Source organism: Ruegeria lacuscaerulensis (genome assembly GCF_013034685.1).
GTDB lineage: Bacteria > Pseudomonadota > Alphaproteobacteria > Rhodobacterales > Rhodobacteraceae > Ruegeria > Ruegeria lacuscaerulensis_B.
Genome location: NZ_WQGO01000004.1, coordinates 275,278 through 289,351, shown reverse-complemented (window position 1 = coordinate 289,351; position 14,074 = coordinate 275,278). Strand labels below are relative to the sequence as shown.

At 60.4% G+C, this 14,074-nt stretch carries 17 protein-coding genes; 6 read left to right on the top strand and 11 right to left on the bottom strand.

Features of this window, described 5'->3' with window-relative positions; translation table 11 throughout:
- The first annotated feature begins 223 nt into the window (after positions 1-223).
- The gene (locus GOV80_RS12550) at positions 224-1,936 is read left to right on the top strand and encodes an adenylate/guanylate cyclase domain-containing protein (RefSeq protein ID WP_170785133.1); all 1,713 of its coding nucleotides are present in this window, start codon (positions 224-226) and stop codon (positions 1,934-1,936) included.
- Positions 1,937-2,005: 69 nt separating this feature from the next.
- Here the strand turns inward: GOV80_RS12550 and GOV80_RS12545 are convergent, their stop codons facing one another.
- Positions 2,006-2,776, bottom strand: coding sequence for a nuclear transport factor 2 family protein (locus GOV80_RS12545; RefSeq protein WP_170785131.1), 771 nt, complete (start codon positions 2,774-2,776; stop codon positions 2,006-2,008).
- A 180-nt stretch (positions 2,777-2,956) separates the two neighbouring features.
- Here GOV80_RS12545 and GOV80_RS12540 point away from each other — a divergent pair, with 180 nt between their 5' ends.
- Positions 2,957-3,334, top strand: a complete 378-nt coding sequence (locus tag GOV80_RS12540) for a winged helix-turn-helix transcriptional regulator (protein ID WP_170772810.1) — start codon at positions 2,957-2,959, stop codon at positions 3,332-3,334.
- A gap of 84 nt (positions 3,335-3,418) precedes the next feature.
- Here the strand turns inward: GOV80_RS12540 and rpsO are convergent, their stop codons facing one another.
- The 6 genes from rpsO to rbfA form a co-directional block, all read right to left on the bottom strand.
- Positions 3,419-3,688 carry a 30S ribosomal protein S15 gene (gene rpsO, locus GOV80_RS12535; RefSeq protein ID WP_008757925.1) on the bottom strand — a complete coding sequence of 90 codons (270 nt, stop codon included), beginning with the start codon at positions 3,686-3,688 and terminating at the stop codon, positions 3,419-3,421.
- 146 nt (positions 3,689-3,834) lie between these two features.
- A complete protein-coding gene (locus tag GOV80_RS12530) occupies positions 3,835-4,833 on the bottom strand; it encodes a calcium-binding protein (RefSeq protein WP_170785129.1) in 999 nt (332 codons plus the stop codon).
- Positions 4,834-4,928: 95 nt separating this feature from the next.
- The gene (locus GOV80_RS12525) at positions 4,929-5,432 is read right to left on the bottom strand and encodes a DUF1643 domain-containing protein (RefSeq protein WP_170785127.1); all 504 of its coding nucleotides are present in this window, start codon (positions 5,430-5,432) and stop codon (positions 4,929-4,931) included.
- Positions 5,433-5,452: 20 nt separating this feature from the next.
- Entirely contained in the window at positions 5,453-6,358 is a 906-nt protein-coding gene (gene truB, locus GOV80_RS12520; RefSeq protein WP_170785125.1) for a tRNA pseudouridine(55) synthase TruB, read from the bottom strand.
- 54 nt (positions 6,359-6,412) lie between these two features.
- A complete protein-coding gene (locus tag GOV80_RS12515) occupies positions 6,413-7,156 on the bottom strand; it encodes a phosphodiester glycosidase family protein (RefSeq protein ID WP_170785123.1) in 744 nt (247 codons plus the stop codon).
- A complete protein-coding gene (gene rbfA, locus GOV80_RS12510) occupies positions 7,153-7,548 on the bottom strand; it encodes a 30S ribosome-binding factor RbfA (protein WP_170379347.1) in 396 nt (131 codons plus the stop codon). The genes GOV80_RS12515 and rbfA overlap by 4 nt, the downstream gene beginning before the upstream one ends.
- A gap of 90 nt (positions 7,549-7,638) precedes the next feature.
- Here rbfA and dapB point away from each other — a divergent pair, with 90 nt between their 5' ends.
- Both dapB and GOV80_RS12500 read left to right on the top strand, forming a co-directional pair.
- Positions 7,639-8,448, top strand: a complete 810-nt coding sequence (gene dapB, locus GOV80_RS12505; protein WP_170772800.1) for a 4-hydroxy-tetrahydrodipicolinate reductase — start codon at positions 7,639-7,641, stop codon at positions 8,446-8,448.
- 38 nt (positions 8,449-8,486) lie between these two features.
- Positions 8,487-9,170, top strand: coding sequence for a DUF2306 domain-containing protein (locus tag GOV80_RS12500; RefSeq protein ID WP_170785121.1), 684 nt, complete (start codon positions 8,487-8,489; stop codon positions 9,168-9,170).
- On the opposite strand, the gene GOV80_RS12495 is transcribed toward GOV80_RS12500, so the two are convergent.
- Genes GOV80_RS12495 through tmpA form a run of 3 tightly spaced genes read right to left on the bottom strand, consistent with a single transcriptional unit; the run spans position 9,157 to position 11,545 of the window.
- On the bottom strand, positions 9,157-9,825 hold the full coding sequence (locus GOV80_RS12495; protein ID WP_170785119.1) for an ureidoglycolate lyase: 669 nt from the start codon (positions 9,823-9,825) through the stop codon (positions 9,157-9,159). The genes GOV80_RS12500 and GOV80_RS12495 overlap by 14 nt on opposite strands.
- Complete coding sequence (gene tmpB / locus GOV80_RS12490) at positions 9,822-10,412, bottom strand: (R)-1-hydroxy-2-trimethylaminoethylphosphonate oxygenase (RefSeq protein ID WP_170785117.1); 591 nt, start codon at positions 10,410-10,412, stop codon at positions 9,822-9,824. The genes GOV80_RS12495 and tmpB overlap by 4 nt, the downstream gene beginning before the upstream one ends.
- Positions 10,409-11,545, bottom strand: a complete 1,137-nt coding sequence (gene tmpA / locus GOV80_RS12485; protein ID WP_170785115.1) for a 2-trimethylaminoethylphosphonate dioxygenase — start codon at positions 11,543-11,545, stop codon at positions 10,409-10,411. The genes tmpB and tmpA overlap by 4 nt, the downstream gene beginning before the upstream one ends.
- 99 nt (positions 11,546-11,644) lie before the next feature.
- On the opposite strand from tmpA, the gene GOV80_RS12480 reads away from it, so the two are divergent.
- Complete coding sequence (locus GOV80_RS12480; protein WP_170785113.1) at positions 11,645-12,499, top strand: LysR substrate-binding domain-containing protein; 855 nt, start codon at positions 11,645-11,647, stop codon at positions 12,497-12,499.
- Positions 12,500-12,503: 4 nt separating this feature from the next.
- Here the strand turns inward: GOV80_RS12480 and GOV80_RS12475 are convergent, their stop codons facing one another.
- Positions 12,504-12,686, bottom strand: a complete 183-nt coding sequence (locus GOV80_RS12475) for a DUF1674 domain-containing protein (RefSeq protein ID WP_170785111.1) — start codon at positions 12,684-12,686, stop codon at positions 12,504-12,506.
- An 89-nt stretch (positions 12,687-12,775) separates the two neighbouring features.
- Here GOV80_RS12475 and GOV80_RS12470 point away from each other — a divergent pair, with 89 nt between their 5' ends.
- Positions 12,776-14,032 (top strand): RsmB/NOP family class I SAM-dependent RNA methyltransferase, encoded by a 1,257-nt coding sequence (locus tag GOV80_RS12470; RefSeq protein ID WP_170785109.1) that lies wholly within the window; start codon positions 12,776-12,778, stop codon positions 14,030-14,032.
- Positions 14,033-14,074 lie beyond the last annotated feature (42 nt).

Sequence of the window (14,074 nt, the reverse complement as noted above, 5' to 3'; positions counted from 1 at the left end):
ACCCGCGCGCATACATGAGTTTTAAGGTGAAGGAAAGCGAAACCGAAGCACCGACTTTCAGTTGCATGCTTGCCAAACTGGGATTTGACGCCGCGCGCGTGAAATCAGGTTGGAACGAAAGCGAAATGTGCCAAGGCTACGGACAAACTTCGCGGATGTCCCGCGCAAAAAACCTGACAGACACTCTGCCGCGCGGTAAGTTGCTCTTGATGGGAGGCTGTCAATGAAAAGACGACTTACGACGGTGCTGGCGGCAGATGTCGTTGGATACTCGGCGCTGATGGATCAGGACCGGCAGGGCACGTTGGCTGCGCTCAGGTCGTTTCGTGAAGACACGCTTAAGTCCTTGCTTGAGGCGCATAAGGGGCGCCTGATCAAAAGCATGGGGGACGGGTGGATTGCCGAGTTCCCCTCGACATCCGACGCCGCCGATTGCGCAATTGCGGTTCAATCGGCTCCAAAGGCAGATACCATTCGGCTGCGTATCGGCATCCACACGGGCGAGGTGATCTCGGATGGCGACGATATCTTCGGTGACGGGATCAATATCGCCGCGCGGCTTGAGGCATTGGCTGAACCTGACCAGATCCTGATCTCGGACACGTCGCACAACAGTCTGGACCGGGGTGATGCGGCCCAGTTCGACGGGGGCGAGCAGACCGAGTTGAAAAACATCACGCGCCGCATCGGTGTCTGGTGCTGGCCCAAGGGGACGTCGGCCAATCTGTCGACCTCGGCCGACACGCGCCCCGGCATCGCCGTGCTGCCCTTTGACAATATGTCCGGCGACCCCGAGCAGGAGTTTTTTGCCGACGGCATGACCGAGGACATCATCACCGAGCTGTCGCGGTTTCGGTGGCTGATGGTAGTGGCGCGCAATTCATCTTTTATTTTCAAAGGAAAAAGCACTGATATCCGCGAGGTCGGGCGTAGCCTGGGCGTTCGCTATGTGCTGGAAGGGTCGGTCCGTCGGGCGGGCCAACGTGTTCGGATTACCGGGCAGTTGATTGATGCGGAAAACGGCAGCCACCTTTGGGCAGATCGGTTTGATGGTGTGTTGGACGATATTTTCGATCTTCAGGACAAGGTCACGCAAGAGGTGGTGACAGCAATCGAGCCGTCACTGCGTCGCGCTGAAACCACCCGCTCGCGCGCCAAGCCAACCGAAAATCTGGAGGCGTATGAGCTGTATTTACAGGCTCTGTCGCATTTCCATTTGCTGACCGATGAAGACAATCGCGAAGCGATCCGGCTTACCACTCTGGCACTGGAGCGCGACGCTGACTACGCAGCCGCAGCCGGGTTGTTGGCATGGCTGCACATCCAGCGCCTTGTGCAGGGTCTGGAACCTGTGGGCAAAGGCCCCAAGGCCGCCGTAGCTGCCGCCGAACGCGTGTTGATGAGCGACCGGGCTGACGGAATCGCAATGGCCTATGCGGCGCACTCGATCTCGATGCTGGCGCGGGATTTACCGCGCGCACGGGCTGCTTTCAAACAGGCGTTGGCCGAGAATCCGAATGCTGCGAGTGTGCATATGCTGGCTTCGATCAACCTGTGCATGCTAAATCGACCGGACGAGGCACTGGATCATGCGACGCAATCCGTTGAACTCAGCCCCAAGGACCCAATGCGACACGCCGCGCATATTGCCCGATGCAGCGCTTTGTTCCAGCTTGCCCGGTACGAAGAAGCCGCCGCCGCAGCGCGTGAGGCTCTGGCCGTTCGGTCCGGTTTTGTCATGAGCCATTTGATGCTGATTGCCGCGTTGGGGCAACTGCCGGATACAGCCGCGGCGAAGTCTGCGGTCAATGACCTTAATGCGCTTCGGCCCGATATCACCGCATCTACCGAACAAGCCAAACTGCCTGTGTTTTCGATGACAAATGCTTCGGAAAATTGGCGCGCCGGGTGGCGGAATGCGGGTCTTCCTGATTGAAGAAAGCGGAAAACGCCGGCAGGTTTGACGGGCGCTTTCTCATGGCGCTTCAGGGGCGGTCAAGCTTACTCAGAACTTGCCGTTCCCATGTGCCATTTCGGACGGGATAGGTGAGACGACGTCCCAGTGCTCTACGATCTTGCCATCTTCCACGCGCCACAGATCGAAGAAGGCCCAGGGTTCGCCGCCCATGACAGCATCGGTCGCGACAAAGACGAAATTGCCCTCGGCCACGGCGAATTGAGGCTCAAACTTGGTGATTACCATTCCCTGTGCAGCAAATGCTTCGATCGCGGCCATCAATCCCGACAGGCCGTCTTCGATTGACGGGTTGTGTTGCATGTAAACTTCGGGGTCCATGTATTTCGAGACATTCTCTGGTGCTGCCCCGCCCAACACGTCGCGTACAAAACCCAGAACCGAGGCTTTGTTTTCTTGGGTCTTGTCGAGATCGGTGATCTCAACCGCACCATCCGTCATGCCGCGCCCTGACGCGGTGGTTTCGGGGATAGGTTGCAAGTTGTCCCAATGTTCAACCACTTTCCCGTCTTCTACGCGAAAGATGTCAAACGCAGCGAGCGAGGACGCGCCGAACGCGTCGGCATTGTCATAGGTGTTGTGCAGTACGACCAGATCACCTTCGGTGATCACGCGATGGGTGGTCGCGGTCATACCAGCCTGACCGACCAACGAGATCAGGCCCATCAGTCCTTCGGCCCCGGTCGGTACCTGCGGATTGTGCTGAACATAGTCGGTGCTTACCATCTGACGCGCAGCTTCGGGGTCATGGTCCAGGAAAGCGGCAGAAAAAAGTGCGAGGACAAGATCTTTGGGGGTCATGGTGAATTCCTGATGATTCGTGTTGCGTTGATAGTAGGTATCAAAAACGCACCAAAGGGCAATTACGCACCTTAAAGTCACCGGGTTACTTTTAGGATACTGGCGAAAAAACAGTATGTTGCATTTGTGCTATGAGGTATTGTAGTCGTTTCTGGTATTCATAATGAACTTGAGGGTGTCATGCTTCCCATTGGCGTTAGCAATAAAGCCGAAGCGTCGAACTGTTCGATCCGATCCGTTTTGTCCAACGTCACAGGCAAGTGGCGGATGATCATCATTCTGGCGCTAGAAGATGAGCCGAAGCGGTTCGGAGAGCTCAAGCGATGTATCGGTGACGTTACGCAAAGGGTGCTGACCGAAAATCTGCGGGGGCTACAGCGGGATGGATATTTAACGCGTACTGTCGATCCCGGTCCGCCTGTCGCTGTGTCTTATGCACTGACACCTCAGGGCCGCAGCTTATTGGAACTGCTCAGGCCGCTCGTCTACTGGTCGCACGAACAGATGGATCAGGTTAAGACCGCGCGCATGGAATATGATCGCGCCGCTTCGGACTGACAGCACAATAGCTTCGATAGATCGTCCCGAACAAAAAAAACGCCCACCAAATTGGCGGGCGTTTCGAATTGGACGAAAAAGCGCTTAGCGGCGGATGCCCAGCTTTTTGATCAGGTCCTGATAGCGTGCTTCTTCCTTGCCCTTCAGGTAGTCCAGCAGTTTACGGCGCTGGGCGACCATTTTCAGCAGACCGCGGCGACCGTGGTTGTCTTTTTTGTGGGTCTTGAAGTGCTCGGTCAGGGTGGTGATGCGCGAGGTCAGGATGGCAACCTGGACTTCAGGCGAACCGGTGTCGCCGTCCTTGGTTGCGAATTCTTTCATGACGCGTGCTTTTTCAGCGGCAGTAATCGACATCGGGGTCTCCTTGTAAAAAGGTTAAGGTTAATGGCGCAGGCCGGGATGTCGTCCAGCACAGGCCCATGGAGAAAACCGCACCGATTCCGATGCGGATGCGCGCGTATAAGCGGATTTTCGGTGGATAGCAAAGGGATTCTGCCCGATCAGCCCAGCGCGTTCAATTGCGCCAGCGCGCCCTCGCCAATCAGTTGGATATCCTCGGCGGTCAATCCTTCGGCTGCCAGCAGTTGCACGGCGGTCTGCCCGTTGATCACGACATTTGTCAGGTTGTCATCTTCGGCATCGGGTTCAACCTGAATGTCGGGGTCTTCCTCGCCGGTCCACGAGATCAGCAGCTTGTCTTGACCGGGCTGGAAATCCATCACTGTGACCGGGTCGTCGCCTTCTTCCGGGGTAACGATGATTTCATCCGTGCCATTGCCGCCAGTCACAATGTCGCCCCCGTCGGCCAGAATGGTGTCATCCCCTTCGCCACCGTTGAGGAAATCGACCTCATCCTCGCCTTCGGCGTCTTGTCCGATTAGAATATCGTCGCCGTCGTCCCCGAACAGCGCATCCTCACCCGCGCCGCCGTTCAGCGTGTCGTTGCCATAGCCGCCATGCAGTGCGTCATCCCCGTCACCCCCGCTCAGCCTGTCGTCGTCCTGACCGCCATAAAGATCGTCGTCCCCGACGCCGCCCTCCAAATTATCCACGCCGAAATAACCGTAGAGCGTGTCATCCCCGTCCTCTCCGGTCAGAAGGTCATCGCCATCCTCGCCATGCAGAATGTCATCGTCCAACCCACCCAAGACCGTGTCGTCCCCGTCCCCGCCATGGAGGGTATCATCGCCCGCGCCGCCAATCACGGTGTCATCCCCGGCATAGCCATTGATCTGGTCGTCGCCATCTTGACCGGTCAGAATGTCCTGCTCTTCAGTACCAGCAAGGATCAGATTGCCTTCGTGTTCGAAAATGACAGTTCCGGTTGACGGTGCGTCTGGCACATCGTCAATCTCAAGCAGATTGCCTTCCGAGATCTCTTCGGCGTCATCTTCAATGACGTCGTCTTCTTCGGGCTCGTCCTCTGGCTCGAATATATCGCTTATCGCATAAGCCGCGCCGCCCAGGGCTGCGATACTGAGAAACCCGATCATGAACATGGAACCCCTCCGCGCACGCATTGCCCCGAGGATGATTTATCCCATGCATTCAGCCAGTTGGTCAAAACCTGCTTGGGGTATTGGTTAACCCTTTGTCACCATAGCTCGGGTTGCTGGGTATAGGCGATGTAGAGCGGGTGTTTCGGGTGGCCCGCCTTGGTAAGTCCCAGATGGAACAGAGGATGCCCGGTGCCGCGCAGCAGGGTCTCGACCGCCGGGCCGCGGTCCAGATGTTCGCCATGGGTGCCCCATGCGGCGATGACCTGATCGGCCCAATTGACACCGTCCAGAATGGCGGCGTCATTCGCGGGGCCTACCGGATCGGTGGCGGCGCGCATCTTGCGGGGGTCGGTGTCGCGCCAGGCAAAGATGTTCGTCACTTGAAACGCGCCAAACCCCAGCGCCCGCGCCCGCCGTTCACAGCGTTCGACGGTGGGATCGTTCTGCACCTCGGTCGCGGTCGAAGGGTTGAGCATCACAAACAGCGCCTTGCGCCCGCCCGCATCCCACATGCGGGTCAGGCTATAGCGATACTTCTCGCAATCGGAGTAGACGGCGGTCGAGGGCGCATCGCCTTTGGTGTGCGTTCGGGTGATCATGCCCCCGCCTAGCACGGCGTTCAGGCGACGAACACCCGGCTGGGATGCAATTCGCCGGATTTATAGATGCCCACGGCCACAGCTTTGCCGTCAAGTGAGGCCCAAGCCTCGTCGCCATATTCCACGTCGCTGGCCAGCACCATGCCCGGATTGCCATTGCGCAGACGGGTGGCGCCCTCGGGGGTACATTTCAACTCGGGCAGGTCGGCGAGGCCGGTCTCCAGCGGGTGGAGGTAGTCATCCAGAGCCTCGGTCTTTGCCATTTCGTCGATCTGGTCGACGGACAGTCCATCTTCGACCTCGAACGGACCGGACCAGATGCGGCGTAGTTCTTTGACGTGGCCGTGACATCCCAGCGCCGCACCCAGATCGCGGGCGATGGAGCGCACATAGCCACCTTTTCCGCAGGTCATTTCCAGCACCACATGATCGTCATCCAGGCGGTCGACAAGGATCAGCTCTTCGACCCACAGAGGCCGGGCGGAGAGTTCCACATCCTCGCCATCGCGAGCTAGTTTATAGGCGCGTTGGCCATCGATCTTCACGGCGGAAAACTTGGGCGGCACCTGCATGATGTCACCCAGAAACGGGGTCAGCGCCTGTTTGATATCGTCATCCGAGGGGCGCGCATCGCTTTGTGCAATCACCTCGCCCTCGGCATCGTCGGTATTGGTGGCCTGACCCAGACGCACGGTGAAGGTGTAGGCTTTCAAGGCGTCGGTGATGTAGGGAACGGTCTTGGTCGCCTCACCCAGCGCCACGGCCAGAACGCCGGTCGCCTCGGGGTCCAGCGTACCCGCGTGGCCCGCCTTTTTCGCATCCATCGCCCACCGCACCTTGTTGACCACGGCGGTCGAGGTCATGCCCGCAGGCTTGTCCACCACCAGCCAACCGGAAATGTCGCGGCCCTTGCGTTTGCGTCCCATATTACACCTTGATTCATGCTGAGGCGCGCGGGGTAGCGGATCACATGGGCGCTGTCAATTTACAGGTGCGATTTCGACCACACCCACGATGGGCCCCAGTGAAAAGCCGATATCTGAGCGGCCCCCGGCCCGGTCATACATGCGTGAAATATTCCCGTCGAAGAACAGTGCGTTGGGGGTTTTCAGCACGTCCCGAAACAGGCTGCCGAATTCGTGGAAGGTGACGTAATCGTCCGAGATCGCAAACACCGCGCGGGTGCCATCAGCACTAGTGCCCACCCCGTTGCGCACGAACAGAGAGGTCGAGTCGGGCAGAAAACGCGGATGCAGCTCTCCGTCGATCACCAGCATGGGGCCGGATTGGGTGGCAAAGCGGCACTCGGGGGCCTGATCCACATAGTCAAGCGTCTCGAACACATCGGCGCGGCCCTCGCGGATGCAGAACACCCCATTGGGTAGAAGGCCGAAATTGCCGGGGCCGGGGTTGGAGATGACGCGCATCTGCTCTTGGCCGTTCTCGACATAGTGACCCACGGGCGAGCGGTCGTCGTGATACATGCCCGCATTCATCGCAAAGGCCAGGCGTTCACCGCCGGGGGCCAGCGCCTCATTCACCGAGGAAAAATGCCCCAGCAGATCGCCGCTGTCGTCGTTCAGAAATAGACGCAGGTCTTCGTTTGCCGCGTCCACCTCACAAACAGTGTATCGCTTGTCGTCGTGGGTGACTTTTTCACAGCTCACCGCACCGGCCTGCGCGGCCCACAGGAGCGCGCCCAATGTGGCCAGCGTGCGGATCACTCGTCCAGATCGCGGCGCACCGCGTCCTGTTCGAACATGCGGCGGGTGTCGTCCAGACGGTCAAACGTGTCATCCAGACGGAACCGCAGATCGGGCGAGAATTTCAGGTTCAGCTTCTTGCCGATCATGCGGCGCAGCTCGCCCTTGTTGCGGGCCAGCAGGTCGATCACGTCCTCCTGCCCCTTGCCGCCCAAGGGCAGCACATAGGCGGTGGCGATCTTGAGATCGGGCGAGGTGCGGACCTCACCCACGGTGATTGACATGCGATTCAGGTCGGGGTCGTGGACATCTCCGCGCGCTAGAACCTCGGACAGGGTGCGACGGATCAGTTCGCCGACACGAAGCTGTCGTTGGGACGGGCCGGGGCCATCGTGGAATTTGTTCTTTGCCATGACTTCGATCTAAGCCCAAATCCCACCTTTGCCAAGCGGGCGCGAACCGGGTAGGAGGCTTTGAGCCGATTGCAATGAGGGAAGCAAGCCATGACCCATATTCCGGGGATAGTCATCACAGGAGCTTCGGGCCGTATGGGGCAGATGCTGATCAAGACCGTATCTGAGAGCGATCAGGCGCGTCTGGTCGGCGTTGTTGAACGTGCGGACCATGACTGGATCGGTCAGGATGTGGGCACGGCGATGGGCGGCCCCGCGTTGGGCGTCACTGTCACAGATGACCCACTGGAAGCATTCGCGCAGGCGCAGGCGGTGATAGACTTCACCGCGCCCGAGGCGACGCTGGAATTTGCCGCGCTGGCCGCACAAGCGCGCTGTGTACATGTGATTGGCACCACCGGTATGACGGATGAGCAGATTGCCGCGCTGGAACCTGCCGCGCGCCATGCAGTGATCGTGCGGGCGGGCAATATGAGCCTCGGCGTCAATCTGCTTGTGCAGCTGACCAAGAAAGTTGCCGCCGCGCTGGATGAGGATTTCGATATCGAAGTGATCGAAGGTCATCACCACCACAAGGTCGATGCGCCCTCGGGCACTGCCTTGATGCTGGGTGAGGCCGCAGCCGAAGGGCGCGGGGTCAATCTGGCGGACGTGTCCGATCGCGCCCGCGACGGCATCACGGGCGCGCGCAAACGCGGCGATATCGGTTTCCACGCCATTCGCGGCGGAGACATCGTGGGCGAACACGATGTTTTATTCGCAGCTCCGGGCGAACGTATCGTGCTGCGCCATTTGGCCACCGACCGCGTCATCTTCGCCCGCGGCGCGCTGAAAGCGGCGCTGTGGGGGCAAGGCAAAGCGCCCGGCCAATATGACATGGTAGATGTGCTGGGCCTCTGAGCCATAGACGCGGAGACCAAAGGCGCTAGGGTCAGCTTATGCGAACCGTGAAGTCTCGCGTAGTTTTGGGCCTGCTGCTGGTGGTGTTCTATCTGACGCTGCTGCCTTTCGTCGTGCATGGATTTGGCATGATCCGTGTCGGGCTGTCTGAAGACGCGGCGCAGCAAAGCTATTTGTTTGCAGACGGGCAGGGCGTCGGCAATTTGGCGATGCTGGTGCATATATTTGCCGGTACCGTGTTGGTCGCGCTTGTCCCTTTGCAAGTACTACCAAACTTGCGGCGGAGATTTACCGGTTTCCATCGTATGCTGGGCCGAGTGCTTGTCACACTCGCGCTGATCACGGGTTTGGCCGGAATGACCTATATCCCTCTGCGTGGCACGATCGGTGGGCCGGTCATGTCGGCGGCCTTTTTCCTCTATGGTCTGTGCCTGTTCACCGCTGCGCTGATGGTGGCGCGTATGGCGTTGAACAAAGACCGTGCAGGCCATTGGGCTTGGGGCCTGCGTCTGTTCTGGCTGGCGCTGGGATCGTGGCTTTATCGGGTGCACTACACGATCTGGTATCTGCTGACCGGTGGGCTGGGGTCCGAGCCCGATTTCTCGGGCCCGTTTGACCTTGTGCAGAACTTTGCGTTCTACGTGCCGTATCTGATGGCCGTTCAGCTATGGGTCAACCGCAAGCAACGGGCGCATACTGGGGCTTTGCCTACACGTCCTTAATCATGTCCGCGCGCAACGGGCAAGACAGGTAGACGCCGAACTCTTTCCCGATATCGGCGCTGACGCGCGCATGAACTGCGCCCTGACGGTCAAGGAACCGCTGGCTGTCTTCGACCGGGAAAATTCCCTCGTGCCAGATACCGGGATGAATATAGAGCCCGCGCGAGCCGTCGCACCAGAAGGCCACGACCTTCTCGGGCGTCAGGTTGTCGCCGGGCAGGGCAGCAGGAACGATGAAGGGCTTGTTGTCCAGGGGCCAGAACATCTGACCACCATCCGGGTGATAGTTCATGTGCCACAGCAGGACCTGATCACGAGGCGCGGTTTGGCGTGCCTTTTGCGCTTGCTGCGGATCGGCGGACCAGCCCAGAACATATTGGCCTTTGACCGCCTCGTTCTCGCCATAGAGCACGTCGCCTTGCCAGTCGCATTTGAACGTGCCTTCAACCCAGCCGCCTTCGTCGCCGGTGCCCTCGTCGATGGGCCGCCAGCCTTGCTGCGGCCAGCGGGTGATCTCGATCTCGAACCCTTGAGGGTCATCGACCAGACAACCATAGCCTTTGACGGATGCATCGGTGGCCCGGATCAGGGGCACCTCGTGCCAAGGTAGGGACGGCTTGGTGCTGGCTTCAAAGATGTATTCAGGCGCGGTCATGCGGCCCCCATATGCTTATCGACCATGCGCTGCACCATCGGGGCGAAATGGGCGAAATCGGGGGTTTCCATGCCCGCGCGTTTGCCAGCCTCGTCCAGATAGCGGACCTGAATGATCTCTTTCAGGTTCGGGTTGGCCTCGAACGCGGCCACCTCTTCGGGGTTCATCGGGCCGCCCTGCAACTCCAATGTGTGGACCGAGGCGCTGGACAGCCGGTTGAAATACTCGGGCTTGGTGGCGCAGAGATAGCGCTTGGCCGCCACGTGATACCGGCAGCAATCGGTGATGACGGACGGGAAGAACTGCTCCAGCACTTCGGCACCTGCATCCTCGTGGTGGCGGTCTTCGGTGTCGTCGGGGTGATAGGTGCCGAACTCGGACGTAAAGTGGCCGATATCGTGCAGCAGGGCGCCGACGATGATTTCCTCGGGCATGCCGTTCTGTTCAGCAATCGTGGCCCCTTGCAGCATATGTTCGGCCATGGTGACGGGTTCGCCCAGATATTCCTCACCGCCGCGGCGGTCGAAGATGTCGCCGATGAAGGCCACGATATTGTCGCGGTTCAGGGTCGAGAAATCGGGTTTCATTCCGCCGCCTCCGGCTGAGGGGCATCCATTGCCGCCAGCGTGGACAGCAGCCCGTCCTTGTCGGCGTAGCAGCCTTGCAGCCACCGCGACCCGGCCCCGGAATAGCCCAGCCGCGCATGCAGCACGCGGGTGTTGTCGACGATAAAGCTTTCACCCGGTTCCAGCTTGAACGACACGCCCATGGCCGGGTCGTCGATGATGGCTCCCAACTGACGGTAGGCGGCATAGTAGGCCTCCATCTGGTCAAAGGGGATGTCAACAAACGGCGCAGACGACCGATTGTTGAACCGGATGCCAATCAACTCGCCATCGGGCGACAGTTCGATCATCGGGCGGCGGGACCGCAGGCAAACCCCGTCTTCGCCCTTGTATTCAAACCGCGCCGGGTATCCGGTCAGCAGGGCAAAGCCCTCGGGGTTTTGATCACGCAGTTTTTCGGCTGCGCGGAAGCCATCGACCACGATTGACTCGCCACCTTCGGCGCTGTTTTCAAGGCAGTAGAGAATTTGCAGCGTTGGCACCGGGTCGCGATAAGGGTTGTCGGTATGCGCCTGCAAACCGAGCCCGGTAAAGGCAAGGTTGGTGGGGTTCACCTCAGTCCGAACCTCGAAATAAGGGCCATAATTGGTCTCGCGCACATAGCCGAACAGGTCGGCCACTTGCAGTAGCGATTCCGGCTCGGTCGGGCCGTTTGTCAGCTTGGCGAAGCCATATTCGGCGACGGCGGCCAGCCAGTTGCGCTTGGCAGTGGGATTGGAATGAACCTGCGCCCAATCTCCGGCGGGGGCTTCGATGCCCTGCGCCCACGTGGTGATGCCGGGGGCGAGGCGTCCAAACTCGGCACTTTGGGTGCGGTCATAGCTGTGTGCGGCAAGCCAGTCGGCGGGAAAGGTGACCGTCTTGTTTTCGGGCTGAAAGGTGACGCGAAGATCGCCCTCTTCCATCTCAGCGGCGCTTATCGTGGTATCGACGGGAATGTCACCGATGGTAATCAGGCGCTGACCATTGCCCGGCGCGCGGGTGTCGGGGTCCAACGCGTTGTCGCGCAGCCAGATGGAGTGAAATCGGGATTGGGTGCCATCGGCAAATTCGACAGTCACGATCTGGGCCGTATGAGTGGCAGTGCGCAGCATGGGGCTTCTCCTGTTCGGCGCGAGCTATGCTTGAGGTGATACGCGCCTCGTGGCATCACCACAATTAAACCTTATTGCGACTGAGGGCTGGAAAATCTTATGACTAAGAAGAAGATCGGATTGCCGCCTCTGGACTGGCTACGGGTGTTCGAGGCCGCCGGTCGGCTGGGCGGGTTTTCCGCTGCCGCGCGTGAGTTCGGCTTGACACAAGCGGCCGTCAGTCAGCGGATTGGAAACCTGGAATCCTGGCTGGGCCGGACCCTGTTTGTGCGCGAAGCACGTGGCGTGTCGTTGACGGTCGAAGGCGAAAGCTATTTGCCGCTGGTGCAGGACAGCTTACAGGCGCTGGAACGAAATACCGAGGATCTGTTTGGCAAATCTCCGCGTGAGTTGCGCGTTGCGGGGCTGTCGTCGAACATCCATGCGCTTGTGGTTCCGGCGATTGCCCGGTTCCAGCAGATGCGCCCGAAAGTGCGCGTAATGACGGATTCGGTCGCGCGACGGTCATCGCTGGATGAAGAGCGGACTTGGCTGCAAATCCGCTATGGGCGCGGCACGTGGTCGGGGCGCGAGGCTGAACGGATCGCGCCCGAGGTTCTGGTGCCCATGGCCGCCCCGGATGTGGAGTGGGGCGCGCCACTGATCGACTTGCGCGGCGAACGGCCCGGCTGGCGCGACTGGGCGCGCAAGACGGGTCATGACGATCTGCCGCCTTCGGTGATCAGCTTCGATTCAATGGAACACGCCCTGTCGGCGGCGCGGCAAGGGATGGGTGTGGCGCTGGGGTCTGAACCTCTGGCGCAGGCCGATTTACAGGCCGGGCGCTTACGGCGTCTGGATCTTCCCGAGTTGAAAACAAAAGACGGCTATTGGCTGACATGGCCCGAGGATCGGGCGAAATCCAAAAAACAGCGCGCGTTAATTGCCGATTTCCTGACCGCGCTGCGGGGCTGAGTGATCAGAAGTCGATTGCGATGCCCTTCTTTTCCCAATCACCGTAGCGGGCGGGGTCAGGGCCATCACGCCCGCCCAGTTCTTTGGGCTGTTCCTTTGCCTCAGCCTCGGCCTTGCGGCGACGGTCCTCGGCCTCGGCCAGGGCGCGCTTGGCGGCGGGCGGCAGGTCTGTGCGGTCGTCGCTCATGAGATCGGGTTCCTTTCCGTGCTAGGGCTTGATATACGCCCCCGTCCGCGTTTGGCAATGCGGGCGAGGGTCACATCAAAGGCGGTTCCATGTCCGACAACGCAACGGCAGCGCGGCGCAGCGCGATCTATCTGCTGGATCAGATTTTGGGCGAAGGGCGGCTTTTGTCCGAATGCCTGGCGGCTGGAGCATTGGACCGGCTGGATCGCGAAGACCGCGCGCGGGCGCAACGCCTGACGCTGGAAACCCTGCGCGGGTTGGAACGCGCCGACCGTCTGCTGGACAACCACCTGAACCGCACGCCCGCGCTGACCGTCCACAATGCTCTGCGCCTTGGTGCGGTTGAGTTGTGCCACGGAGAGGCCGCGCATGGGGTGGTGAACTCGATGGTCGAGATCGTCGGCCGGTCCCGCAAGCATGGCCGCCTCAAGGGGCTGGTCAACGCGGTGCTGCGCAAAGTGGCTGCCGAAGGGCCCGAAGCGTGGCCCAAGATGCGCGTGCCGCGCCTGCCCGAATGGCTGCGCGACCCGCTGACTATGGCTTGGGGCGCAGATGCGATCACGGTTATTGAGCAAGCCCATTTCGCAGGCGCACCGTTGGATATCACCGTTAAACCCGGTGCCAATGGTCCCGGTGAGGCGCTGCCTACGGGCTCGCGCCGGGTGCAGGATGCGGGGCAGGTCTCGGCCCTGCCGGGATTCGATGCGGGCGATTGGTGGGTGCAGGACGCGGCGGCGGCGCTGCCGGTGCAGGTGCTGGCCCCGAAGGCCGGAGAGAAGATACTCGACCTCTGTGCCGCACCGGGGGGCAAGACGCTGCAACTGGCGGCCGCCGGAGCACAGGTCACGGCGCTGGACATCTCGGAATCGCGGCTGGAACGGGTTCGCGAGAACCTTGCTCGCACGGGGCTTACGGCGCAGGTCATCGCAGGCGACGCGTTGGACCATCAAGGCCAATACGACGCCATCTTGCTGGACGCGCCTTGTTCGGCCACAGGCACTATTCGCCGCCACCCGGACCTGCCCTATGCCAAGGATGGCTCGGAATTCGGTGGGCTGATCGAATTGCAGGCGCAGATGCTGGCCCATGCGTGGAGCTTGCTGAAACCCGGCGGGCGGCTGATCTATTGTACCTGTTCCCTGCTGCCGGATGAGGGCGAAGTGCAGATCGAAGAGGCGCTGGATATGTTCCCAGACATGCAGGTAAACCGGCAGGCTTTGGCCGTGACCGGCGTTGAAAAGGGCTGGATCACTGAAGAGGGCGGGTTGCGGCTGCGGCCCGATTATTGGTCTGATCGCGGTGGTATGGATGGCTTCTACATCGCCTGTCTGAACAAATCGGAATAATCCAACGCTTTTCGGTGACTTGACGTGCGGCGCGGTCTATCG